Annotated in this window: 17 protein-coding genes and 1 pseudogene; 10 read left to right on the top strand and 8 right to left on the bottom strand. The window is 40.6% G+C overall.

Annotated features, from left to right (window positions below):
• The 4 genes and pseudogenes from RM049_RS27280 to RM049_RS27265 all read right to left on the bottom strand — a co-directional run.
• Positions 1–2549, bottom strand: a pseudogene (locus RM049_RS27280) (hypothetical protein); the annotation flags it as partial.
• A 132-nt stretch (positions 2550–2681) separates the two neighbouring features.
• Entirely contained in the window at positions 2682–3236 is a 555-nt protein-coding gene (locus tag RM049_RS27275) for a TniQ family protein (RefSeq protein ID WP_322706397.1), read from the bottom strand.
• Positions 3190–4044: an ATP-binding protein gene (locus RM049_RS27270; RefSeq protein WP_322706396.1), complete on the bottom strand. Its 855-nt coding sequence runs from the start codon at positions 4042–4044 to the stop codon at positions 3190–3192. Before RM049_RS27270 ends, RM049_RS27275 begins: the two co-directional genes overlap by 47 nt.
• A 3-nt stretch (positions 4045–4047) precedes the next feature.
• Positions 4048–5907 (bottom strand): transposase, encoded by a 1860-nt coding sequence (locus RM049_RS27265; RefSeq protein WP_322706395.1) that lies wholly within the window; start codon positions 5905–5907, stop codon positions 4048–4050.
• A 469-nt stretch (positions 5908–6376) separates the two neighbouring features.
• Between RM049_RS27265 and RM049_RS27260 the strand changes: the two genes are divergently transcribed.
• The 3 genes from RM049_RS27260 to RM049_RS27250 all read left to right on the top strand — a co-directional run bounded on the left by RM049_RS27260 (position 6377) and on the right by RM049_RS27250 (position 12024).
• Positions 6377–8989, top strand: coding sequence for a calcium-binding protein (locus RM049_RS27260; protein WP_322706394.1), 2613 nt, complete (start codon positions 6377–6379; stop codon positions 8987–8989).
• A gap of 147 nt (positions 8990–9136) precedes the next feature.
• Positions 9137–10531, top strand: coding sequence for a calcium-binding protein (locus RM049_RS27255; protein ID WP_322706393.1), 1395 nt, complete (start codon positions 9137–9139; stop codon positions 10529–10531).
• Between the two features lie 185 nt (positions 10532–10716).
• On the top strand, positions 10717–12024 hold the full coding sequence (locus RM049_RS27250) for a recombinase family protein (RefSeq protein WP_322686499.1): 1308 nt from the start codon (positions 10717–10719) through the stop codon (positions 12022–12024).
• Positions 12025–12037: 13 nt separating this feature from the next.
• Here the strand turns inward: RM049_RS27250 and RM049_RS27245 are convergent, their stop codons facing one another.
• Positions 12038–13207, bottom strand: a complete 1170-nt coding sequence (locus RM049_RS27245; RefSeq protein WP_322686500.1) for a hypothetical protein — start codon at positions 13205–13207, stop codon at positions 12038–12040.
• A gap of 577 nt (positions 13208–13784) precedes the next feature.
• On the opposite strand from RM049_RS27245, the gene RM049_RS27240 reads away from it, so the two are divergent.
• On the top strand, positions 13785–15404 hold the full coding sequence (locus RM049_RS27240) for a glycosyltransferase family 39 protein (RefSeq protein ID WP_322706392.1): 1620 nt from the start codon (positions 13785–13787) through the stop codon (positions 15402–15404).
• A 377-nt stretch (positions 15405–15781) separates the two neighbouring features.
• Positions 15782–16786, top strand: coding sequence for a hypothetical protein (locus RM049_RS27235; protein ID WP_322706391.1), 1005 nt, complete (start codon positions 15782–15784; stop codon positions 16784–16786).
• Positions 16787–16918: 132 nt separating this feature from the next.
• Here RM049_RS27235 and RM049_RS27230 read toward each other — a convergent pair whose 3' ends face one another.
• Both RM049_RS27230 and RM049_RS27225 read right to left on the bottom strand, forming a co-directional pair.
• Positions 16919–17059 carry a hypothetical protein gene (locus RM049_RS27230; RefSeq protein WP_322688471.1) on the bottom strand — a complete coding sequence of 47 codons (141 nt, stop codon included), beginning with the start codon at positions 17057–17059 and terminating at the stop codon, positions 16919–16921.
• A 110-nt stretch (positions 17060–17169) separates the two neighbouring features.
• Positions 17170–17556 (bottom strand): hypothetical protein, encoded by a 387-nt coding sequence (locus RM049_RS27225; protein WP_322673143.1) that lies wholly within the window; start codon positions 17554–17556, stop codon positions 17170–17172.
• Between the two features lie 168 nt (positions 17557–17724).
• Between RM049_RS27225 and RM049_RS27220 the strand changes: the two genes are divergently transcribed.
• Positions 17725–17853 (top strand): hypothetical protein, encoded by a 129-nt coding sequence (locus RM049_RS27220; protein WP_322706390.1) that lies wholly within the window; start codon positions 17725–17727, stop codon positions 17851–17853.
• Between the two features lie 179 nt (positions 17854–18032).
• The gene (locus RM049_RS27215; RefSeq protein WP_322673145.1) at positions 18033–19937 is read left to right on the top strand and encodes a chloride channel protein; all 1905 of its coding nucleotides are present in this window, start codon (positions 18033–18035) and stop codon (positions 19935–19937) included.
• Between the two features lie 169 nt (positions 19938–20106).
• Here RM049_RS27215 and RM049_RS27210 read toward each other — a convergent pair whose 3' ends face one another.
• Positions 20107–20520, bottom strand: a complete 414-nt coding sequence (locus RM049_RS27210) for an AbrB family transcriptional regulator (protein WP_322673146.1) — start codon at positions 20518–20520, stop codon at positions 20107–20109.
• A 466-nt stretch (positions 20521–20986) separates the two neighbouring features.
• On the opposite strand from RM049_RS27210, the gene RM049_RS27205 reads away from it, so the two are divergent.
• The 3 genes from RM049_RS27205 to pyrR all read left to right on the top strand — a co-directional run bounded on the left by RM049_RS27205 (position 20987) and on the right by pyrR (position 23082).
• Positions 20987–21427, top strand: a complete 441-nt coding sequence (locus tag RM049_RS27205) for an Rrf2 family transcriptional regulator (protein WP_289798377.1) — start codon at positions 20987–20989, stop codon at positions 21425–21427.
• 57 nt (positions 21428–21484) lie between these two features.
• The gene (gene cbiB, locus RM049_RS27200; protein WP_322706389.1) at positions 21485–22456 is read left to right on the top strand and encodes an adenosylcobinamide-phosphate synthase CbiB; all 972 of its coding nucleotides are present in this window, start codon (positions 21485–21487) and stop codon (positions 22454–22456) included.
• An 89-nt stretch (positions 22457–22545) separates the two neighbouring features.
• The gene (pyrR, locus tag RM049_RS27195) at positions 22546–23082 is read left to right on the top strand and encodes a bifunctional pyr operon transcriptional regulator/uracil phosphoribosyltransferase PyrR (RefSeq protein ID WP_094353001.1); all 537 of its coding nucleotides are present in this window, start codon (positions 22546–22548) and stop codon (positions 23080–23082) included.
• The last annotated feature ends 294 nt before the right edge of the window (positions 23083–23376 follow it).

Below are 23376 nucleotides of genomic sequence, written 5' to 3'. Positions count from 1 at the left end.
AAACTAATATATCTTCTTGAAAAACTCCAGTTCTCAAGGTGGATGAGGTTTAATTCAAGTTCCTCCAATACCGCAGAGGCATACCCTTCCCATTTTGCTCCATGATTATGGGGTATCTGATGTGGCCCAGACCAAAATAAATCTCTCTCTGCCACTCCCATAGGCAAAAGACCATCATGGACAAATTTTGCACCGTAGATGTAGCCATGAATTCTCAACCCAGGAACTATCAGAATTTCTAAAACTCTGCGGCTGGTTGGCATATTTCGGCTAAACAGGTTTAGCACCCATTCTCGATATTCTTCTACTTGCTGAGAAGGCATCATCGAAAGTGCCATGAGTTGAACATCTTCTCGATCCTGACCTGTTAAGTTGTTTTTCCACAATTCTGAAGTAAAGAAATTATGACCATCCCTTCCAAGGAGATAGACTGCTAATCTGATAGATGCTGGCCTATCCACCAGATATATTGGCATATCAGGGCTATTGGGCGATTCTTTAACATTTTGATACGCCTCCCATGCCAACAGAAAATCTGTCAAAGTTTCGTATGCTGGCTCCCAAGTGTGGACTTCTGGCTCGAAAGGATCGTCAGAAGGCAAACTTCTGAGCATTAGTAGCCCTTGATCGCGGCATTGGTGAAGAATTTGCAACAGTTGTGGACGAGTCAAAATACCTTTTGGTGACTGTGCTGATTCAACCACTTGCATTGCCTCCTCTTCTAGCAATGCTGCTCCTTTTACAAAGCTGGCTTTTGCGATCGCACGGAGAGAAGCACTAACAGGTTTAATCTCTCTAGGCCAGTCTTCACCTTCACGCTCCCTGATAGAAAGTTCCGCGTTATTAATTTTCCGCTTAATTAATTCGACTAAGGAAAAATTTGGTTCTGAAATGTTGTCAATTATTTGTCCTCGATACAATTCAGCAAAAAGGCGAATTGCTAGTGGGGTTCGCAAAGCCCACCGCAGAAGAGGTGGACATTGAATGCCATTAATTTGACAATGTGCCTTAAAAACAGAAGCAAGTGGTGCGTCCGAGCCTCTCAACCAAATCCAATCAATATTTCTCGGTAGAGAAATTCGCTGAACCAAACTTGGCCGAACCGAGAATGCAAATAAGATTCTTGGGTATTGTTGAGCTACTACAGCTAGTTCCCCAAGTTTCTCTGCCCAACGTTCTGCTCTAGTTGTCTCATCTAAACCATCTACTGCAATCAACACTCGAACTGGCAAACGTTTTGATATATCAACAGCGTTGGCAACGGAACGAACTTCAGATTGAATTGCTGCCGATTCAAGAGCATCAAGAACTTGCCGTAGATTCCACCCAGGCTGACCAATTGCATTTGCCAGTATTGATTCCCAACTTTGTGCTAACTCAACATCTCTAGCTCTAATTAACACAGCAGGTTTTTTCTGGGCTAGATGTTGTCGTACTTCTTCTGCCAAAGCATGAGTTTTCCCAACACCAGGATCACCAATATATATGACTGGCTGCCCCCAATCCTGCAATTTTCGAGGGGTAATTTTCCGCTCATACCAACGTTCAAGCAACTTCTGTAGTTGTTTCCCAATGGGTTCAACTGCGTTTTCTCGCGATCCCTTTTTTTCTTCAGGCAGGAGTACGTTAATTAAATTCTGCAAACCCACAGCACCACTAGAATCACATCTAGTCCCAAAATCGGTAACTGGAAATGAATTACCTGGACAAAGACAATTTTCTAACTTTACTTGCTCCGCGATCGCTTCTATCAACCAGGTTTGAGCAGCTTGAATCAGAATTTCTGCATCTACTTGCTCCATAAATTCTGGGTAGCGTCTCAGGCGATTTGTTGCAATGTGTGCATCTTCTAGAAGATTACACATTTGCCTAACGCCTTGTAGCCACCCAGGATAAATGCCAGGGCCATTCAATCGAATTTTCAAATCCTGCTCTATTTGGCCAGATTGATGTAAATCAGGGGTATATCGGTTACTCAGCCAACCATTTTGAGCTTGGTTGAACTTCATGCCAATGTACTCTAGGTCAGTGACTGAGCCTTCAAACCAATAGCGACGCAATCCTTCACTGCCCAGTTCAGCTAGTAACGCAGTAATACGAGTTTCATCCCACAAATCAACAGTGATCCCTGGATGAGTTGTCTTAGCAAAAGTTATAAATTTATTCCAGCGATCGCGTTCAGTGTCAACTTTTTGTCCGTTTTTACGAATTCTTCTGACATCACTCAAGTCACGAGGAACAACAACTACGTATCTTACTAACCCACTCCTTTGAGTCGCAGCTGTGCTGAGTGAACCTTTAATCTGACTAATTTGAGAAGATTCAAGTGGTTCTCTAAACCATTTTGCCTGTAATCCAATGATATCCCCATTATTCAACTGAGCATACGCTTCAACGCCGCCATCTCCTCCAGCCCCATTAACAAATATCACCTGCCTAACCTGTGAAGCATATTCACGGTGACACCATCGCTCGAAAATTATTCCTGTTAGAGATTCAAAAGCACGTTGAGGAGCATCGCCATGAAGATTGAAGCTAGACCAGTCCAATTTTCCCTAAACCTTATTTTCAAGACGGATTTTACTTTATTGCAATTTTATCTCTAGAATTCTGCCGTGTCTGGGTGACAAATACTACTGTATTTGTTTCATAGACATATATTTTTATTAGACATCTAGAGGTCAATAAATCTTTTGACGCTTTGCCATCTTTGCAAAAGGCAGAGAACAATGAGGGCATTCACCTTTTACCCAATCTGAGGGAATTGAGAAAGGTGTTTCGCAATTAGTACATTTGGTTAAAAAACCCAACTGGTGGCGATCGCACTTCTTTTTCTCCTTAAACTGCCACTCAATGCGGTGACAAGGAACTTCTGCATAGCAAGCACCACATAACCGAATTGGTCTAGGTTTCATAGTCACACCCTTGGGTGGCAGCATCTCATATAACCTCTCGACCTGCACACCAATTAGCTTACTTAAAGCTTTTAATTCCTCAAGACTCGGAAAGGGATTGAAATAAAGCTTCTCCCATCGCGTTGTGATAGCACCAAGACCAGTAATTTTTCCTAAAGAATATCCTGAAGGAAGACTGTTAGCCTTAAATCGGCGCAAGCGTCCCAGATAATGACTGATGCTTTCATTTGGGTATGGCTCAACATAGCCCAACCTTGGCAGAATGTCATAATCTTCATTTATTGCTATTTCTGTTTTCTGGGGGAATGTATTTTCTGCCATACCGACTAGCGATTTTTTCTAAAATGCTTTGATCAATTTTGCCAAAGCCATGCTTGAGTGAATGTAAAACTGCCTTAGTGAGTATTTTGACTAGCAGTCCTATCCGCGCACCTGTACTTTCAGCTAGAACCTCAAATATAGTTCCCTCAGATAAATTAGAAGCTTCCGGCAGAGCCAGAATATCGAATTCAATTGTACTTAGTGTTTTCTTAAAATCATCGTATTCTAGGCGATCAAACTCATACAGTGTTGGAAAGCTAGTCAACAAATCAAAATCTATCAAGATTTTATCTAGCTCCTGTCCTCCAACTAAGACGACAGGAACATGACATTCGTCAAAAAGTTGCTTGAGGTCTAACAGTGCTTCTCTTTGGAGGTTTTCAGCATTGTCAATAATGACCTGTTCTATCCCAAATAATTCAAGACTACCAGCCAATCTTGGACGTAAATCTACCCGCTTACCTGTTGGTGCTGCGTGGTTAATATCCTTAAGAATTTGCGAAAATAGACGCTTGGAACTCGATGCTGACCAAGCTCTTACATAGGAAAGTTTTTTCCTATCCTCTTGGCGATAGTGACGAGACGCTCGGCTTTTCCCCACATCTCTGGGGCCAATTACTCGACCGCATTGTTTCAGTATCCGCAACTCATCTAACCATCTGAAATATTCGGAAGCACGATCAGTTGGTATAAAGCAATTATTGAATATCTCTTCAACTTCAACGACTTTAGCAAGTTGAGCATTTAAATCTAACTGAGGAGCTAAGGCTTCAACGGAGGACTGAATAGCAAGTTGCGATCGCGCCATAAATTACCAAATATTCTTCAAATCTTGTTTACGGTTAGGGATAAGCAGCTTGTGTCTCTCCTGCTCTTGAGTGTCAGCTTGACCAGATAGTTCTGGTTGCAGTTCTGTTTTCGGAAGCTGTATTTCTTCCCTTGAAACTCTCTCTGGCAAGAGTTCCAGTTTGTCATCTTTGTTTGAAGAAACGTTAGCTCTACTTTTCCTCAGTTCAACAACATTTGAGGCTTTCTGGGAAGCTGAACGTAGACGCTTTTGTTCTGAGCGTCTTTTTTCCTTTTTGTCTTCTTTACGTTCCTCTACAAGTTCCTTCCGTTTACCTAATGCTAATAAGGCATCATAGTTAAAATGCTCCTTACGAGCTTGACTTCGCTCTTTATTCAAGGCTTTCAATTCTTCTATACTCAAATCATGGGTATCCATGTTTACGGCATGAGCGTAACCCAAAAATTCTTCTCCATTATCATTAGTTTCGCAGCTGTAGATATATAAAGTCAGGATATGGTCTGGATCATATCTCAGCGTTACAAATTCACCTCTATATGCCTTGAGTGATTCTCCTCGATAAATCAGGTTCTCAAACTGTATAGATCCATGCGCTTGAACAACTCGTTGCGCTTCTTTCATCAAACAGATATCTAATTCTCGCTCATCCAAAGGTTCAGGTAGTTTTCTTCCCATTCCTATAAACCAGCGCTCAAATCTTGTTTCGCGGGGATCTTTGGGATATGGTTCGTGGTTATAAATATCACAAAAGAAACTAGCTAGGATCTTGTCTATATCTTGTATTGTCAAACACGCTTCTTTCTCTGCATTTTTGGGGCGTTCCTGAACATTTGACCCTGTATAACCAGGTAAATCTTTGAGAACTTGAGTATTAATAGTTCCAAAAAGCCGTTCTACAATACCGCCTTCGGGAGGGCGATCGCGTAGTTCACATTTAAATCCTAGTTTCTTACCAATGGCTTTTAGATGTTTTGATCCCAAATCTTTTCCACCATCAGTAAAAAAATATTGCAAAGGAGGCCCACATATTTCCCAAACTTTATTTAGCTGATAATCTTCAGGATAGTTCTTGGGCAAAATAGCATGTCTTAAGGCTAAAGCCACCTCTGTAGAACCTGGTTGTTTGATCCATAAGTGGAAACCAACAACACAGCTTGAAAAAGTATCCACAACAGTAGTTAGCCAAGGACGGTCAGACAATAAATTACCATTACTATCAACTATGCGAATATCCAGTTTGGTATGGTCGCATTGAATAATTTGGTTACTAAAGTCAGCCTTCAGTAGATGTCCATCTTTTGTTACAACTGTCATCCAAGATCCCGAACCCGGATTTCTGACTTTTGTCTTCTGTTTCTGTTGTGCGATTAAAGGATCTAAAATTCTATAAACAGTAGCTTGATGGGGATAATCTCCTGGTTTGAGCTTAAGCTCAACGCTCGCGTATCGCTTTACTTCCCGAACTATAGAGGCTGGTGAAATTGGATGTTTGTTTTTAATACTTTCTTCATAAATTGCTTTGATAAATTTTTGCCAGTCTTCGCTGACTCGATGTTTTCCTTTATCTGAGCGTTGTACCCCTGCTGATTCTGATAACTTGTCATCATGGTATTGCTTGAGGAGACGTTCCACCTGGCGAGTAGAAACACTAAGAGTATTTGAAACAGCCTGCTTTCTCTGAGACTTAATCGTGCGATTCGGTGATTCAGCAAGCCACTGGATCAGATTAAATGTCAGTTTATGCCTATCTGATGTTTCCAGAATAATTTGGGATGGATCTACAACAAAATTACTCTTGTCAAGAAAAATAGCATCTGGAGCTTGCGTTGATTCTTCCGTGAATTCAAATTGTTTGTCTGCCATTGGAGTGAAAAACACTCATGAATAACTAAGGTACTAATGTACCATTAATTGACTAAGAATGCGACATACAATTTGATAAATACCTAAAACTTAACAAACGACATTTAATTTGAGAATCTAGGATTTACGACATAGAGAATGCGAATTAAGCAAATTTATATTTTGTGTCAGTAAATAGTTATAATCCTTATAAGATAAGCTTTTCAGGTATTAGATGCGGTTGCGACACTATCTGCGAATCGCGACATATAATGTGCGAATGTACATCTATTCTCAACCTAGACACTCATGGAGAATAGTCCACAAGGAGGGCATAAAAATCTTTTTCCCAATCAACAGTTAATTATTAACTATTTTGAGCTAGTAGGACTTAAGCGCTGGTATAAAATCAAATATTGATAAAACAGTAAAAATAGCAAATTTACAACTTAAAATTACTGAAAAAATAAATTTAGGTAGGTAGAAAGTAGTGGCAAATATCAATGGCACTAACGGTAATGATACCCTCAATGGTACAACCAGTGATGACCTGATTAATGGTTTAGCAGGTAACGATAAAATATATGGTAACGGAGGAAACGACACCCTCAACGGTGATACTGGTGACGATTACTTGAGTACTACTAATGATTCATCAGGCGCTAACCTGGTTTTTGGGGGTGATGGTAATGATACTCTTTTTGCCTTTGGCTTTAATGTTGATAGTACCTTCAACGGTGGCAAGGGGAATGACACCTTCTATAATGATGAGTTGGGTAAGGTAAGTAATACTATTAATAACTTGACGATTGGTGGCGGCGGCAAGGATAAATTTGTTTATACTATCGGCGAGAACAGTTATGATACCATTGTCATCGCTGATTTCAGTGGCATTGGTAAAGGTTTAAACCCATCAGCGGCGGTAATTGCCGAATTGGATACCTTGCAATTTACAGGATTTGAGCTATTAACTGCGAGAAATTTACAATTAACTCAAAATGGTAACGACCTAGAAATCAGCTTTGAAGGTGTGGTTGGTGACAAATCTGTGGTTTTGCAAAACTTTGCCTTGGAAAACCTAGATAATTTAGCCCAGGTCGGTAATATCATATTTTATGGACAAACTAGCATTACAGACAGCTTTGATGTCTTTAATGCCAGCTCCACCCAAAACACTATCTTCAATAAAAATACAGTCACTTTTCTTAACGACCTCTCCAATAACGTTGACGGCTTTGACAACTCAGATGATGTCATAAATGGTCAAAAGGGCGATGACATCATTGATGGCTTGAGTGGTAGCGATCTTTTGAGAGGTGGTACGGGGAATGACTTGCTTATTGGTGGTGCAGGAAATGATACCCTTTTTTGTGATACAGGCAATGACACCGTCAACGGTGGTGCAGGTGACGATGTTTTGAATGTTAGCGTCTATTCAAAAGGCGATCACTTGTTGTTTGGGGGTGATGGGAATGATTCTCTATTTGCTTCTAATGACTACATCGTCGATAATACCCCAGGGAATGATACTCTCAACGGTGGCAATGGGAATGACACCTTCTATAGTCATTTTGGTGATACTAATTATTCTAATACTGCTATCTTGACGACTGGTGGCAGCGGCAAGGATAAATTTGTTTTCCAGTCGTCTGAGGCGTTGTATCGAAGTGGCAGTATTATTACTATCACCGATTTTGTCAGCATTGGTAAAGGCTTAAACCCATCAGCCGCGGTGATTGCCGAATTGGATACCTTGCAATTTACAGGATATGAGCAATTAGCTGCGAAAAATCTGCTGTTAACTCAAAATGGTAACAATACAGAAATCAGCTTTGAAGGGTTGTTTGGTAGCAAAGTGATCTTGCAAAACTTTGCCCTGGAAAACCTAGACAATTTAGCCCAAGTAGGTAATATTCTATTTGATGGTCAAACTAGCATTACCGACAGCTTTGATGTCTTCAATGCCAACTCCACCCAAAGCAGCATTTTCAATAAAAACACAGTTACCTTCCTTAACGACCTCGACAACAATGTCAACGGCTTTGACAAATCAGATGATGTAATTAATGGTCAGGCGGGTGATGATATCATTGATGGCTTGAGTGGCAACGACTTGCTGCGAGGTGATGCGGGCAATGATACTCTCATTGGTGGTACTGGTGACGACGTTCTATCGGATAATTCCGATTTAACAGGCAATAATTTGCTCTCTGGGGACGATGGCAATGATTATCTCTCTACCACTAGCTCAAATGGCTACTACATATTATATGACTATGTATCTGGCAATAACACCCTTAACGGTGGTGCTGGTAGCGATACCTTGCTTGCTGACATTTCAAAAGGCAATAATTTGCTCTCTGGGGACGATGGCAATGATTATCTCTCTGCCTCTGGCTACTATAGCTATGAAGGACCATTTTTTAAAGTTTATGGCAATAATACCCTCAACGGCGGCGCTGGTAACGATTCCTTGATTGTTGATTATTCAGAAGGCGATAACCTGCTGTCTGGAGGTGATGGCAATGATTTGCTCTCTGCCTCTGGCACATCATTAGACTACTCTGGCACAAAAGATGCTACCTCTTCTGGCAATAACACCCTCAATGGTGGCGCTGGTAACGATTCCTTGAATATTAACTTTTCATTAGGTGATAATCTGCTGTCTGGGGGCAATGGCAATGATTTTCTCTCTGCATTGATTGCTTTAGGGAATAATACTCTTGATGGTGGCAATGGCAATGACATCCTCACAAGTGGGAAGGGTAATGATACCCTTTATGGAGGAGATGGTAATGATGTCTTTAGTTTCAACAGTTACAATGAGGGACTTGATATTCTTTATGACTTCAACGCTACGAATGAACTGATTCAGGTCTCGGATGCTGGTTTTGGTGGCGGATTATCAACTTCTTCACTTAAGACAAGTCAGTTTACAATCGGAACATCTGCAACAACAAGCAATCAACGATTTATTTATGACTTTATTACAGGTGCATTGTATTTTGACCTTGATGGCAGTGCATCTGGGTTTAGTCAGGTAAAGTTTGCACAACTATCAGCTGGATTGTCAATAACCGAAAACAATTTTGTGGTTGTTTAATCTTTATTAGCGCATTAGCTCTCTGCCATTACTAGGCAGCACAGAATGGTAGCTGCTATTCTAGGCATCTTTTGTGCTGTTTTAAGCACAAATAGCAAATTAATAACTGAAATTACTAAAAAAATCGATTTAGGTAGGTAGAAAGTTATGGCAAATATCAATGGCACTAACGGTAACAATACACTCACTGGGACAACCTCTGATGACCTGATTAATGGTTTAGCAGGTAATGATACCCTAAATGCTGAAGGAGGCAACGACACTCTTTCTGGTGGTTTTGGTAACGATCAGCTTTATATTTACTACTCTACTGGGAATAACAGCCTTAGTGGAGATGCAGGGAATGACGTGCTTAATATTTCCGACTCTACTGGCAACAATACGCTTTCAGGCGGAGATGGCAATGACATATTCGGATTAACAGCTTTAAAGGCTAACTCCTCTTCCTTTTTCACAGTAGATGGGGGTACAGGTGACGATACCTTGTTCGGTGGTGATTACGCCGATGCTACTAAAAAAATCACCTCAAGTTTCGATGCCACTACTAACATTGGCTTGATTACGATTGGTATGAGTCAAATTAGCTACAAAAATATCGAACGATTAAATCTCACAGGTACAGTTTATGATGACTATCTAGTAGGTACCAATGGCGACGATTTTTTGTCTGGGGGAGGTAATGGCAATGATACGATTATTGGCAGTGCAGGCAACGATACCTTGGATGATAGAGGGAGTTTCATATCCTCAAGCTCAACAGGGAGTAATCTGCTCTATGGTGGCGCAGGTAACGATTACTTGAATGACTCTGGTGGCTATTACTCAGTCTTAGGTAATAAAACTCTTGATGGTGGCACAGGTGACGATACTTTGAATATTAACGGTTCAAGAGGCGATAACCTGCTATCTGGGGGCGATGGCAATGATTTTCTCTCCGGCTCTAGCGGTGGTCGCGGCTTCGGAAAAGATTTTTCTAACGCCTATGAAATTTATAACACTGCTGGCAATAATACTCTCAACGGTGGTGCTGGTAACGATACTTTGAATATTGACTATTCAACAGGCGAGAATCTGCTTTCTGGGGACGATGGCAATGATTTTCTCTCCTCCATAACCGCTTTAGGGAATAATACCCTTGATGGTGGCAATGGCAATGATACCATTAAAGGTGGCAATGGCAATGATATCTTGACAGGTGGGTCTGGTAATGATGTCACCTATGGAAATAGAGGTACTGATACCTTTGCTTTTAATAGTTACGACAATTTTAGCGTTAACACTATTTATGACTTTAACGCAATTAATGAATTAATTCAGGTATCATCTAGTTTTGGCGGTGGGTTATCATCGGGTTCACTTGAGAAAAGTCAGTTTATCATCGGAACATCTGCAACAACGATCGCTCAACGATTTATCTACAATAGTGCTACAGGTGGACTGTTCTTTGACAAAGATGGTAGTGCGTCTGGGTTTACTCAGGTAAAATTTGCCCAACTATCATCTGGATTGTCACCAACCGAAAACAATTTTGTGGTTGTTTAATCTTTATTGGTGCTTTGCGATCGCTAAACAGCAAGGTTGGCGAGTTGCAATGATTGCTCAATGCAAGTCATTTTGGTAATCCATAGCGATTCTTGTACAGATAATTCAGATATTGCGATGCCTGCGGCGAGCTACGCTAACGCAGAATCCAGAATATATAATTTCTTTGTGGCTGTGCTAAACCTTTGAAAATAATTGCCTACTCTTACACCGATCCGCTATTAGAATCTTCTCCCGATCGAGCCGATTGGGGATGGGAGGTGGATCGGGTTTATGAAGATTTGGGCAAGCCAGACTCTTCTTTGCGATCGCAATTACAACTATTATTCAAAGATTGCCAAACTGAACCAGCAGATTATCTCCTGATTCGTCGGCTGGAAGAATTAGGAGATACTGTAGAGGAAATTAGCGATCGCCTCAATCAACTCGAAGTCATGGGAATCGCAGTAATCGCCACTGAACAACCCTACACTTCCGAAAATTACCCTCTGGGCGCTGACTTGCTGAATTTGCTACACGCAATCCAACGTCAGCAACGTAGCCGCCGCATCCGCCAAGGACACGCCCGTAATCGTCTTGAGGTTGCACCGCCACCCGGCAAAGTTCCCTACGGCTATCGCAGAGGTAAGGGAAAATATACCATTGACCGCAGTACTTCACCAGTTGTCAAAGATTTTTTTGAACACTTTTTACTTTATGGTTCCCTGCGGGGTTCAGTGCGTTACTTGGCGAAAAAATACGGCAAGAAAATCTCTGTAACCACAGGAAGACGCTGGCTGACTAATCCAGTTTATCGCGGCAATACAGCTTACCAAAATGGTGAAATTATCTCCAATACCCATATTCCGATAATTTCTAAGGAAGAAGCAGCCCAAGTTGACCGACTTTTGCGCCGTAACAGCCGTTTACCATCCCGAACTGCTAGCGCACCGCGTTCTCTGGCTGGGTTGGTTGTCTGCGCTGAGTGTCAGTCGCATCTGACAGTTACCCGTGTTACCCAACGCAACCAAGATAAAGAGTATCTTTATTTACGTTCTACTAGCTGCCCCCAAAGCCCCAAGTGTAAGGCTATTCCCTACCAAGAGGTGTTGGAACATACCATTGAAACCGTTTGCCGTGATTTACCTCTGGCGGTAGCAGGAATGAATTTTCCCCAGTTGGATGCATTCAAGAATAGTTTAGGACAAGCGATCGCTCGTCAGCAAGAAATACTTGCTCAGTTACCCGCTTTAATTGAAACTGGAATTTTAGATGCCGAAACAGCAAAGTTAAGGGCTTACAAACTTCGCACAGAAATTTCTGCACTCGAAGCAAAGTTGGCAATTCTCCCTCCAGTTAACTTGCGTTCTGTTGCTCAAGCTGTTTCTATACCACAATTTTGGTTAGATTTATCAGAAACAGAACGAAGATTTTACTTTCGAGAATTTATTAGACAAATTGAGATTATTTGTCAGAATAAAGAATTAAAACTCCAAGTTATTTTTATTTTTTGATTTAAATGAAACACTATTTTTGAGACGGTTGATCCTTAGTATACGCAACAGGTTTTGGCCCTGCATTTCGCACATTGATAACTTTATTGAGGATATCAAACCAAAAAGGCGCACCCATAGCAATAGCAAAACCACTTACTATCCAACCACAAATTAATTTAAAAACCTGTGAAATTCTGATGTAAATTCTATTCGATTTCGTCGTATCTAATAACTCAAACTGTTGATTAATATTTTGCCATCCAATCGGTATAGAAGAATTTCCTAATAGTTTCTCAATATTCCTTCTGTCTACTTCATTATTGATATAATCGATTCTTTGACTTGCACTTTGAGTAATAGTAGAGCGGATAATCGAATCTTCCGATAGTCTTTTAACCAAGTGAAATGTATCAGTATTAGTTAAAAAGGCGACTAATATTCCAATTAAAATAGCAACTCCTTTGGCATTTCGCTTATAAACACCGCTTGCTCGATCCATCGAGCGATCGAACCATGTTTCTACTTCATTTTTAAATTGATTTACTTCCTCTGTGAGATCGCCAATCTTTATCCTGCTACGTTGAGCAATTACACTAAGGCTCTTAATTAAATTATTAGGAACTTCATCAGGTAATTCATTATTAACAAAATCTATAAATTTCTGGTCAATCTCTCCATAAATTTCTTGAATTTTTGTGTAACTTGCACTATTTGGATTATTAATACCTTTTTTAAGTTCTTTATAAGAAGTTAATATCATCTGTAAGTTGGTTTTTGTTTCTTCATTAGGATGTTTAACGTAATTAATTAGCTGAGGAATTTTTAAGGCATCTAATAAAGTAATTGCAAATGTTTCAGAAGGTAGATAGGAAGGGCCGCTTTGTTTTTCTAGCACTATTTTATCAGGCTTTTTAGTAATTTCCTGGAAATGCTTTTCTAATTTACCCTTAGCTTGTTGATTCAAAGTATTAATCAAAGGATCGTTATAAAGTTTCTGTACTAGATGGATTGCATTAATAATATCTGATTTTTCACTTTCACTACCACCTGATAAAAGTAATTCAATTGAAGTTCTTAAATGTTTAACTCTCCATTGTAATAATGTGGCAATTAGTTCTTGGATTTCCGAGGCTAGCAAGCTCAAAATTAAGTAAATAAAAACTAAGCCAAGAGTAATATCTACAACTACAGGTAAATTCATTGACACTCTCCAATAACTTTTAGCTATTAACTGTTATCAAAATCTCTTAAAAAATTGTATATCATAGATTTCAAGATTCAATACTTGCTTAATCAAAATTAAAAAACTAAAATTAGTTTGTTTAGAGAGTTTTATAAAAAATATTCTTATTAATTGATTATTGAAGAAATAATTATATTTTTCCTGGAACTAATATTAAAAAATCATATATAAAATTTTTTTAAGTATTCAGTAGACCATTTTATTTTTATAGCAATCAGTTACAAACTTTATGAAATTAACCAGATAAAATTTAAACTAAGCGTCACATTCAAAATAACATATAAGTTTATTTACGGACTATCAAACAGGTAATAAATAATTTATTGCTTGTATTATTTTTATCATTTATTAGTTTAAAATGTTACTTAAATAACCAATATATTTTTTTGAAAAATAGCGCTAATTATAAAAAACTGAGTTAATCTTGGAAACTAGCAATTGTTAAGAACATACGTTGTTACTGGGTGGCAACATGGGAGATTCGCTAGATGTCTCTATGTAATCAAACCAGCAAGTAAAATGATTACCAGAGAATATGCAAGAAGGAAGCTTTATTTGGAGTCATCTGGAAAGACAGCATCGCACGGTTGGCAAATGGATTGATTGGGTATGGCTAATAGTATTGCTGTTGGCAGCAGTATTACTGTTTAGCATCAATCTGGGAGGGTTGCCGCTGCGAGATTGGGATGAAGGTACTGTGGCACAGGTTGCTCGTGAAATTTGGCACGCCCCAGCAGGCTCAATGCCTTGGCTTTACCCAACGTTAGGAGGCGAACCATATCATGACAAGCCGCCTTTGATGCATTTGCTAATAGCTTGGGCTTATTCTCTAGGAGGCGAAAATGAGTTGACAACGCGCCTACCTGGAGCAATTTTAACAGCAACATCTGTACCTTTACTGTATTGCATTGCTCGAGAGATATTTCGCCAACGTTGGGCTGCTATTTATAGCGCCTTGATTTATCTAACAATGCTACCTGTGGTGCGTCATGGGCGGCTGGCAATGTTAGATGGGGCGATGGTAAGTTTTTTGATGGTGATGATGTTGTGCGTGTTGCGATCGCGCCGAGATTTACGTTATTGTCTTGGTGTTGGCATTAGCTTTGGGTTTATTTGTTTAACTCAAGGACTGCTAGGTGTATTACTCGGTGCGATCGCAATTGTATTTCTATTTTGGGATACGCCACGACTGCTCACTTGTTACTATCTCTGGATCGCAATCTTAATTGGCATTCTACCTGTAGCTGGTTGGTATGGTGCGCAACTAATTCACTATGGTTATACTTTCGCCCAAATTGGTATTGCCAACCCATCACTAGACCGAATTGGCTCAGTTGTAGAAGGTAATTCTGAACCACCTTGGTACTATGTGATTGAACTTCTCAAATACACATGGCCGTGGTTATTATTTCTACCACAAACTGTCCGTTTAACCTGGGAAAATCGCAACCTTAGCTGGGCAAAATTAGTAATGGCGTGGAGTGGGGTTTATCTACTGGTAATTTCCTTCATGATTACCAAAGTTCCCTGGTATTTATTCCCGATTTACCCTAGTTTAGCTTTAGCTTTTGGTATTCAATTATCAGATACGGAAAATTCGCCTTTACTCTCATCTTATCCCCGTGCTTGGGTTGCTGGTTTGGCAATACTTGCTGTAGCTGCTTCTGCTGGTAGTATTTATTTCAGTTCGGGTACAACACCAAAAACAGACTTACAACTGATTTTTGCCGCCGTAGCTTTAACTATGACCTTAGCAGCTATTTTGGCAGAACGAGGCGACGGACAATTTCTGAAGATTTTGTTTTGGGGAAGTTATATTTCGCTGCTGCTGTTAATGAAATCTAACTACTGGGTTTGGGAATTATCACAAGCCTATCCAGTTAAACCAGTCGCTGCCATGATTGTACGGGCAAATCCAGCGACAAGGAAGATTTACACATCCTTTCCTTACCATCGTCCTTCGTTGGATTATTATAGCGATCGCACCATCATTCCCGCTTCTGTTGGTGAACTAGAATATTATTGGCACTACAACGGCCAACCCTACTTCCTGCTTAATGTATCTGATTTCAACAATCTTGAACTAGAGTCGATGAAGCTAATTGACCAAGCTGAAGGTTGGAAGTTAGTCACAAAAGATACTAATCGGCTGTAAATATGGGGCATTGGGCATTGGGCATTGGGCATGAGGCATTGGGCATTGGGCATTGGTATTAATTATTCTCTTCTGTTCCTTTGCTCTTCTGCTCCTCTGCTCCTCTGCTCCTCTGCCCCCCTGCTCCCCTGCCCCCTTGCCCCTTACCCCTTGCCCCCTGCCCCCTGCTCAGGAAAAAATCAGATCGTTGCCCAAAAGGTAATGATAATTTTATAGCGATCGCGTTCTTCCAAAAAGTGTAAAAAACCTGCAATTTACTTTGAAGAAATGATAAACTGCGTAATTCTGCGGTTTTGGTGGCGAGATTGATTTCTCTATGCTTGAAATATTTATTACGAAATATTTCATTCATTAAATTTAGCAATTAGGTGTTTCTAGTGCCGCAAAATCTTTCATCGTTACCAGAACCAGTCAGAAGGATTGAGACAGAAGCAAATCAACCATTTTCAGAAGCGTGGGCAAAGAAGTATTTGCGAAATTTAGCTGAACAGGACAATCGCATCGAAGTTCTCAAGGTCAGTGAAATTGCAAATGAAGTTGCAAAAACGTTAACGCAGGCACTGCGAACCACAAGTCTGCAAGCGTGGGGAAAAACAGAAGCGCTTTTGTCTCAAGAGGTGATTCGGCATCAAATTGACCCTGAATTAATCGATCCGTGGGAAGTTGCAAAGGATACCCACCAGATTTATCAAACTGCCCTCTCAGCCTATGCTGAACAGATTTCCCCAGCAAAGTTTTCTACATGGATTGCTAGGGATTTGGGAAAAATTCGACAGAAGTACACAGCAGACGATCCTAGAGTAATTGGGTTCATTAGTATACAGTTTCACTACAGCGGACAAATACTACTGAACTTGACACCACCAGTGCAGCAAGCATCGCTGAGGGATTACTTCAAAGTGATTGACGATCATCTCTATATGCCGCTCCAGCGTGCTTACCAGGCAGCAGCAGAATATGCTTACGACGCGCCACCATTACAAGCTGTCCAGCAACTTTTGCCCTTGTGCAGCGAGATTGCGACCAGGATTGCAGAACGGGTGATGCAGATGTATCCCAACTATCAATGCCACACAGGTTGTTTAAGTGATACTAACATTAACATTTCCAGTGTCCGTGATATAGAGATGTTCCAGGTATATCTATGGGTCTGTATTTTGGAGAACAACATTAGTGCCATACAACAAGAGCTATTTCCCCTGTGTGTGATGTTATATCCTCGATTAAAGGTGCGCTGGGAATTGGTGCGGCAATTAATTTACTTGCTCGGTACTGAAATCCGCTCTCGTTTGGAACCAGAACAGGCTGCTTATTTTTTCGCTTACTATGAGTCGTTGCAAGCAATGTTTTCACCCCAAGTTTTGCCGGACAGTAAATCTTAAATGCTGTAGTGTCCCGATTTTCTAAGAAATTTTGATAATTTATAGATACGATTGATACGATTAATGAAATCGATCGAATATTCAAATTCCTGTACTATGATTTCATAAAGAACAGTTAAAAACTCAAATTCTCTAATTCCTGCCATAAAACTTTACAAATATTTTAATAATTATAAAAATTGATTCCCGATCGCAATTTTGGCTATAAATTTTCTTTTCTATAGCCAAAATTTCATTAGATGTCTGGTGGGCGATCGCTCTTGAAGCGGACATAATAAAAAACCGCGTCCTATTTGGGGCAAGAAGACACGGTTCAATCGAAATATTTAGTTATAATATTACAAAAATCAAAGTAGAATTTGATTTATACCAAAGTAATCGATTTACTGGGATTTGTTTCCTGGTTCATTAACTTTCTCTGTTGTGGGAAGAATTTGGCGATCGTAACTTGTCTTTTCTTGGGTCAGAGCGATCGCACCAAAGAAAATCGCACTACCTACAGCCAAGGCTACCATCGGACGCTTGAGTAGGATAAAATCTCTGAGAATCCTCGCTAAAGGTCGGCTTTGGCGACGTAGCGATGAAGACATCATCAATTGTCTCCAAGTAAACGGATCGCGGACATAATGACCACTTTGGCAAACTACTAGCCTTTCCTGGCAATAGGGACAGCAAAACAAACCCATGCGTGTTTTAACTGGTTTTGGCGTGGCATTTCTTTGGCAAATTGGGCAAGTAACATAATGATTATCAAAAGTGTGTATATTCATTTACCTCATCCGCCTAGTCCATTTACTCGCTCTATAACAATAGCTATATTGAATTGGGGTCAATGTCCGATCTGACATCAGGCATCAATCATACATACATTCTATTACTACCAAGGATGCCTCAATAGTCGCAACACGAGTATAGCTAGATTTAAACAAGGATGACTCATGGTTCATGTTTACGGATGTGTCCACCCAGTCGAAAAAACTTTGTTGTCTCTAGAAAAAATAGTGTTGGCGCTCGTTCGCACTCCATTTGCCGCAGCTACGCCCAATTTAGGCATTGCTGACCCCTAAATAATAATTGTCTCTCATTTAACCATTCTCCCCACACAAATTTTGCACAATGACATTTTTAGCTAAAGCTTTGTAAGTTAAGCAAATAAAGTCTACTTGTCCGGTTGCTAAATAATGGCTCACAATGATAAGTAACAGATAAAAATTTAAATTTTTTCTTACATTTACCCCGCCTCTCAATGACTCTCTTGCCTCCCACTCAACTGAGGAAGGTAACGGAACAACCTGCCTTTCCTACACCTTCCGCTCGTTTAGCTCACCTAATTAATCGTTTTCAACCATCCCCAGAAACAGTTGTGCTGTTTTTAGCCATGCTCATTGGCGGTGGTACTGGTATGGGTGTAGTCACCTTTCACTATTTAATCCAGTTGGTTCACCAGCTGATGCTGGAAAATTTAATGGGTCAAATTGGCGGCTGGGGTGCATGGACTTTAGCCTGCGTTCCCACCCTTGGCGGATTAATTGTTGGCTTGATGCGCTGGCGCACTCAAGACTTTGGCCCTGGACTTTCATCTCTCATCGCCGCCTCTCAGGGAACAGAGATTAAGCGACCACTAAGACCAGTTAGCAAAATGCTGGCCGCATCTGTTACTTTAGGGAGCGGTGCTTCTTTGGGGCCAGAAGGGCCGAGTGTCGAAATTGGCGCAAATTTTGGAATGTTGTTCTCTGTGATCCTCAATGTATCTCAGGAACGACAACGTTTGCTGTTGGGTGCTGGCGCGGCGGCGGGACTGGCGGCGGGATTTAATGCTCCTATAGCTGGAGTATTTTTTGCTCTAGAGGTGGTGATGGGAGCGACATCTTTCGCTACTTCTGCTGTCAGTGTGGTGCTTTTAGCTGCGGTGGTAGCAGCATTAATTGCCCAAATCGGTTTGGGGGCCCAACCTGCTTTTGATTTACCTGTTTACCAAGTTCGCAGTCCTTTGGAATTACCTCTTTACCTTGGCTTAGGTTTAGGAGCCAGCCTAGTTTCTCTAGCTTATACTCAATCAATTCGGGGAGCAAAAGCTTGCTTTGCTGGGAAGGTTCCAGGTTTTGATTTTTTGGGACGAATTCCTCAGCCGATTCATCCAATTATTGGCGGTGCAATTATTGGCGCTGTTGCTTTGCAGTTCCCGCAAATTCTGGGTGTTGGTTATGAAACTGTAGAAGCAATGCTTCAAGATGTGGAGTTTCCACTCTACTTATTGGTGGTGTTGTTGGTGGTGAAATTATTGATGACTGCAATTAGTGCAGGTAGTGGTTTCATTGGTGGTTTATTTGCACCAGCAATGTTTTTAGGTGCTTCTTTTGGGTCGGCTTACGCCAAAATGTTGGCTGTAGCATTCCCGACAATTTGCGATCAAATGGCGGCTCCCCCAGCTTACGCAATGGTGGGAATGGCAGCAGTATTAGCTGCTAGTGTGAGAGCGCCGTTAACGGCTATTTTGATGCTGTTTGAATTAACCCGCGACTATCGGATTGTTTTACCGTTGATGGCAGCTGTGGGTTTAAGTGTTTGGCTAGTAGAAAGGATTAAACCAACTTTTAACTCTAACTCTAATCTACAACAAATTGGTCTTTCGGAATTGAAAGATGAACAATCGGAAATTGTGCAGCAAATTTTGGTAGAAGATGCCATGTATCCCTGTCCCAAAAAGTTACCTGCAACTTTGGGAGTATTAGATGCTGCTGTGGAAATGACCCGCGATCGCGTTCGTAGTGCTTTAGTATTCGATCAAGCAGAGCAATTAGTTGGTATACTTTCTTTGGAAGATATTAACCGTGCCCTTGCTATTTGGCAAACATACCCAAATTCTTTAACCGAAATTCCCGATAATTTATCCAGTCAAACCCTCATAGACATTTGTACTACTGAAATTCTCTATGCATGGCAAGATGAACTTTTATCTGAGGCTTTAGACCGGATGAGTCTTCGAGGTTTACATCAATTACCAGTGGTAGCACGAGACAAACCCGATCGCATTTTGGGTTTATTAGAAAAAGAGCAAATTGCCTTAACCTGTAATTTAGCAGTCACGCGCAAGGCACTTCGCCACTATTTACCAGTCTTACCTACTACAGATATAGTCATTAGTCATTAGTCATTGGTCATTGGTCATTAATCATTGGTCATTAGTCATTAGTCATTGGTCATTATTTTTCACAAAGGACAAATGACACTTGACTAATGACTGTTTATAGTCATTGTTTTTCACAAAGGACAAATGACACTTGACTAATGACAAAGGAGAATTGACTAATGACCATTTATTAAGCCGTGGCTTCTATGGCTTCATCATCTTCACGATCTTCTGGATCTACTTGTCTCAGACGAATGTGCTTTTTGCCTAAAGTGATCGCAAACTCATCTCCTGGTTTAAGATTCATCTGTTTTGTATAAGCTGAACCTATCAGTAAGTTACCATTCGATTGCACACTAATTCTATAGCTAGCACTACGTCCACCACGCCCATTAGCACTGGGTGTACTGTCTAACTGAATGCCTTCAGCATCAATTAGGGCATTTAAGAACTTCATCATATTGACGCGCTCTATACCATTTTTGGTAACGGTATAGTAGCCGCACTTCTTAGCTTTGTCTTCTTTGCTCTCGTTCTCTAGCTCTTTGACTTTTTTGAGCAGTTCTTCGCCGAGTAAGGGTTCAATTTTTTTCTGTTTAGGCATCAACTTAGGTCGAAAATGAATGTTTGAAGTGTTTGAATCGATTTTATTTTAGCTGAGGTTGAGCTAACAGGAACATAATCCTTTAGTTTTTATCTCAACCTAGCCAAGTATATTACACTCAGATGCACAATTGTTATGCCATTACCAATATTGGCAAGACAATCTATTTTAGAAAATGCTGGCAATGCTGATAACTATATATAGTTTGTGAATTACTGCTAGACTATATAAGTTTTAAGTTTTCTAAACTAACCTCAAGAGGTTTTCTATTTCTTAAGGATGAGAACTGAGTCACAGAATGATAAGCAAAACTGATCCTTAGTGATTGGTCAATGGTAATTAGTCATTGGTTATTTAGAAACGACAAACTAAAGAAGTCTCAGAGTCGGAAGCCGACCATCAGAATTTCTTTTCAGGGAGATGCAGTGCCAACAAAGACAAAGGACAAACAACAAAACTTGCCAAAATGAAATTAACTACCAGAGGACACTATAGTGTAAAGGCGTTGCTAGATTTGAGTTTACAGCCAAGATATGGGCCTGCATCTGTAAGAGCGATCGCAAAACGCCAAGATATCCCAGCTCCTTACCTCGAAAAACTACTAATAGAAATGCGTCGTGCATCAATAGTTAAATCAATTCGTGGTAGCATCGGCGGATATCAATTGGCAAGAGAGCCTGCACAAATATCTATAGGAGAAATTTTAGAAGCTGTTGGCGAGACTAGCCATTTACCTCATCACACCCCAGCACCAACACAAGCTGAAGATTGGGTAACGTTTAGCCTTTGGCAGAGACTCAACCAAAAACTCAAAGAAGCTTTATACAGTATTACTCTGGCAGACCTTTATTACGATGCTCGCAGTCGGCAAGCTTCCCTTGGAGAAGAAGCTAGTTTTGTGGTTTAGTCAAGAGTCAATAGTCAAAATATTGACCCTTGACTTTTAACCCAAGACTTGTGACTTATGACTAATAATATCTATATCTTAATAATTGCGGCATTTTTAGATTATTTAATTGGCGATCCTTGGGATTGGCCTCATCCAGTGCAAGTTATGGGGTGGGTAATTTCTCGCCTGACCAAGTTTTTTCTCCACTTGTGTCAAAATTCTCTAACACAACGCCTAGCAGGAATTGCACTAGCTATTATTTTAATAATTGGTAGCGGTCTTGTTGGCTTTTTGATGATTCAAATTGCCAGATGGGTTCATCCACTCTTAGGAATTGCAATAAATACAATTCTTTTGGCTAGTTGTTTTGCTGGCAAAAGTTTGCGAGTAGCAGCGGAGGCTGTTTTACAACCTTTAACAGTCGGAGATTTAGAGAAGGCTCGGAAGATTTTAAGTAATTACGTTGGTCGAGATACTCAAAACCTCTCACAAGCAGAAATTTACCGAGCTGTTTTAGAAACTGTTGCAGAAAATGCCACCGATGGGGTGATGGCTCCGCTTTTTTATGCAATTATTGGTGTCTTTATACCAATTGTGGGGCCAACTCCCTTAGCTTTAGCATATAAAGCCAGCAGTACCCTTGATTCAATGGTGGGCTATCGGGAAGCACCCTATACTTATTTAGGATGGTTCTGTGCGCGCTTAGAAGATTATTTGACTTGGCTACCTTGTCGGTTAACAGTCGTGACTCTGGCACTACTATCGGGTAAACCGATGCATATTTGGCAAATTTGCCGTCGGGATGCAATTAACGATCCTAGTCCCAATTCTGGCTGGAGTGAATGCGCCTATGCGGCATTTTTAGGCGTACAGATGGGGGGTACAAATTGGTATCGGGGGGTAGCTAAGTACAAACCACTGCTAGGAGATGCTCTTTATGCCATTACTGCAACTTCTATTCAGAATGCTTTACAGCTGACTCGATATTGTTATTTGCTATGGTTAGGGATAGCGATCGCAATATTCTTAATGCTCCCAAATAGGTAATGATAAATATAAAGTTAGGAGTTAGGAGTTAGGAGTTAAGAATAAAAATTCCTAGCTCTTAACTTATCACTCCTAACTGATGACTCGCTATGTCTGCCAAAGTAGTTGAAATTCTCTCATCCGAAGAAATCCGTCGTACCTTAACTCGCCTTGCCTCTCAAATTGTCGAAAGGACGCGTGATTTGTCTCAACTGGTGCTTCTTGGTATTTATACCAGGGGTGCGTTATTAGCCGAATTATTGGCGCGTCAGATTGAGACGCTCGAAGGTGTAGCAGTGTCAGTCGGTGCTTTGGACATTACATTTTATCGAGATGACCTTGACAAAATTGGATTGCGGACTCCAACGAAAAGCGAAATTCCTTTTGACCTTACGGGGAAAACAGTTGTACTCGTGGATGATGTGATTTTCAAAGGACGGACGATTCGCGCGGCTTTGAACGCAGTCAACGATTACGGTAGGCCAGAGGTGATTCGTTTAGCTGTGTTAGTAGACAGAGGCCATCGAGAATTGCCAATTCACCCTGATTTTATTGGCAAGAAGTTGCCTACAGCTAAAGAAGAAATTGTCAAAGTTTACTTACAAAATTGTGATGGACGAGATGCAGTAGAGTTGATTGCAGATTAGCCTATGGAGGCAGGGGGCAGAGGGGCAGGGGGCAGGAAGTACAACTTTTTGTGTCTGATGCATGAATCTTGCATTTTGTCCCTCATGTACTTGAAAAATAATCTCAGTAATCAAACGGACATGAGATTACGGGTAAGGGTAAGGGTAACTGTGAAAAGAAGTCTGTAGAACCTCGTTAAAAAATAAAGATTGTTTGGCTGTGTTGTCAGCAAACTACAACTCCTAATGAGAAAATAAGATATTCCAACCAAGCGATCGCCATAAAATTGTTGACAAACCTGTTAATCAGACCCA

Origin of the sequence: Nostoc sp. DedQUE04 (assembly GCF_034530995.1) — a bacterium.
Taxonomy (GTDB): domain Bacteria; phylum Cyanobacteriota; class Cyanobacteriia; order Cyanobacteriales; family Nostocaceae; genus Nostoc.
The sequence above is the reverse complement of the archived record's forward strand: the minus strand, read 5'-3'. Positions and strand labels throughout refer to the sequence as shown.

Bases quoted from the DNA above. Each gene is read 5' to 3' on its own strand.
- RM049_RS27275 (WP_322706397.1), bottom strand. From the start codon at position 3,236: ATGGCAGAAAATACATTCCCCCAGAAAACAGAAATAGCAATAAATGAA.
- RM049_RS27270 (WP_322706396.1), bottom strand. From the start codon at position 4,044: ATGGCGCGATCGCAACTTGCTATTCAGTCCTCCGTTGAAGCCTTAGCT.
- RM049_RS27265 (WP_322706395.1), bottom strand. From the start codon at position 5,907: ATGGCAGACAAACAATTTGAATTCACGGAAGAATCAACGCAAGCTCCA.
- RM049_RS27255 (WP_322706393.1), top strand. From the start codon at position 9,137: ATGGCAAATATCAATGGCACTAACGGTAACAATACACTCACTGGGACA.
- RM049_RS27245 (WP_322686500.1), bottom strand. From the start codon at position 13,207: ATGAATTTACCTGTAGTTGTAGATATTACTCTTGGCTTAGTTTTTATT.
- RM049_RS27240 (WP_322706392.1), top strand. From the start codon at position 13,785: ATGCAAGAAGGAAGCTTTATTTGGAGTCATCTGGAAAGACAGCATCGC.
- RM049_RS27230 (WP_322688471.1), bottom strand. From the start codon at position 17,059: ATGTCCGCTTCAAGAGCGATCGCCCACCAGACATCTAATGAAATTTTG.
- RM049_RS27225 (WP_322673143.1), bottom strand. From the start codon at position 17,556: ATGAATATACACACTTTTGATAATCATTATGTTACTTGCCCAATTTGC.
- RM049_RS27220 (WP_322706390.1), top strand. From the start codon at position 17,725: ATGGTTCATGTTTACGGATGTGTCCACCCAGTCGAAAAAACTTTGTTG.
- RM049_RS27215 (WP_322673145.1), top strand. From the start codon at position 18,033: ATGACTCTCTTGCCTCCCACTCAACTGAGGAAGGTAACGGAACAACCT.
- RM049_RS27210 (WP_322673146.1), bottom strand. From the start codon at position 20,520: ATGCCTAAACAGAAAAAAATTGAACCCTTACTCGGCGAAGAACTGCTC.
- RM049_RS27205 (WP_289798377.1), top strand. From the start codon at position 20,987: ATGAAATTAACTACCAGAGGACACTATAGTGTAAAGGCGTTGCTAGAT.
- cbiB (WP_322706389.1), top strand. From the start codon at position 21,485: ATGACTAATAATATCTATATCTTAATAATTGCGGCATTTTTAGATTAT.
- pyrR (WP_094353001.1), top strand. From the start codon at position 22,546: ATGTCTGCCAAAGTAGTTGAAATTCTCTCATCCGAAGAAATCCGTCGT.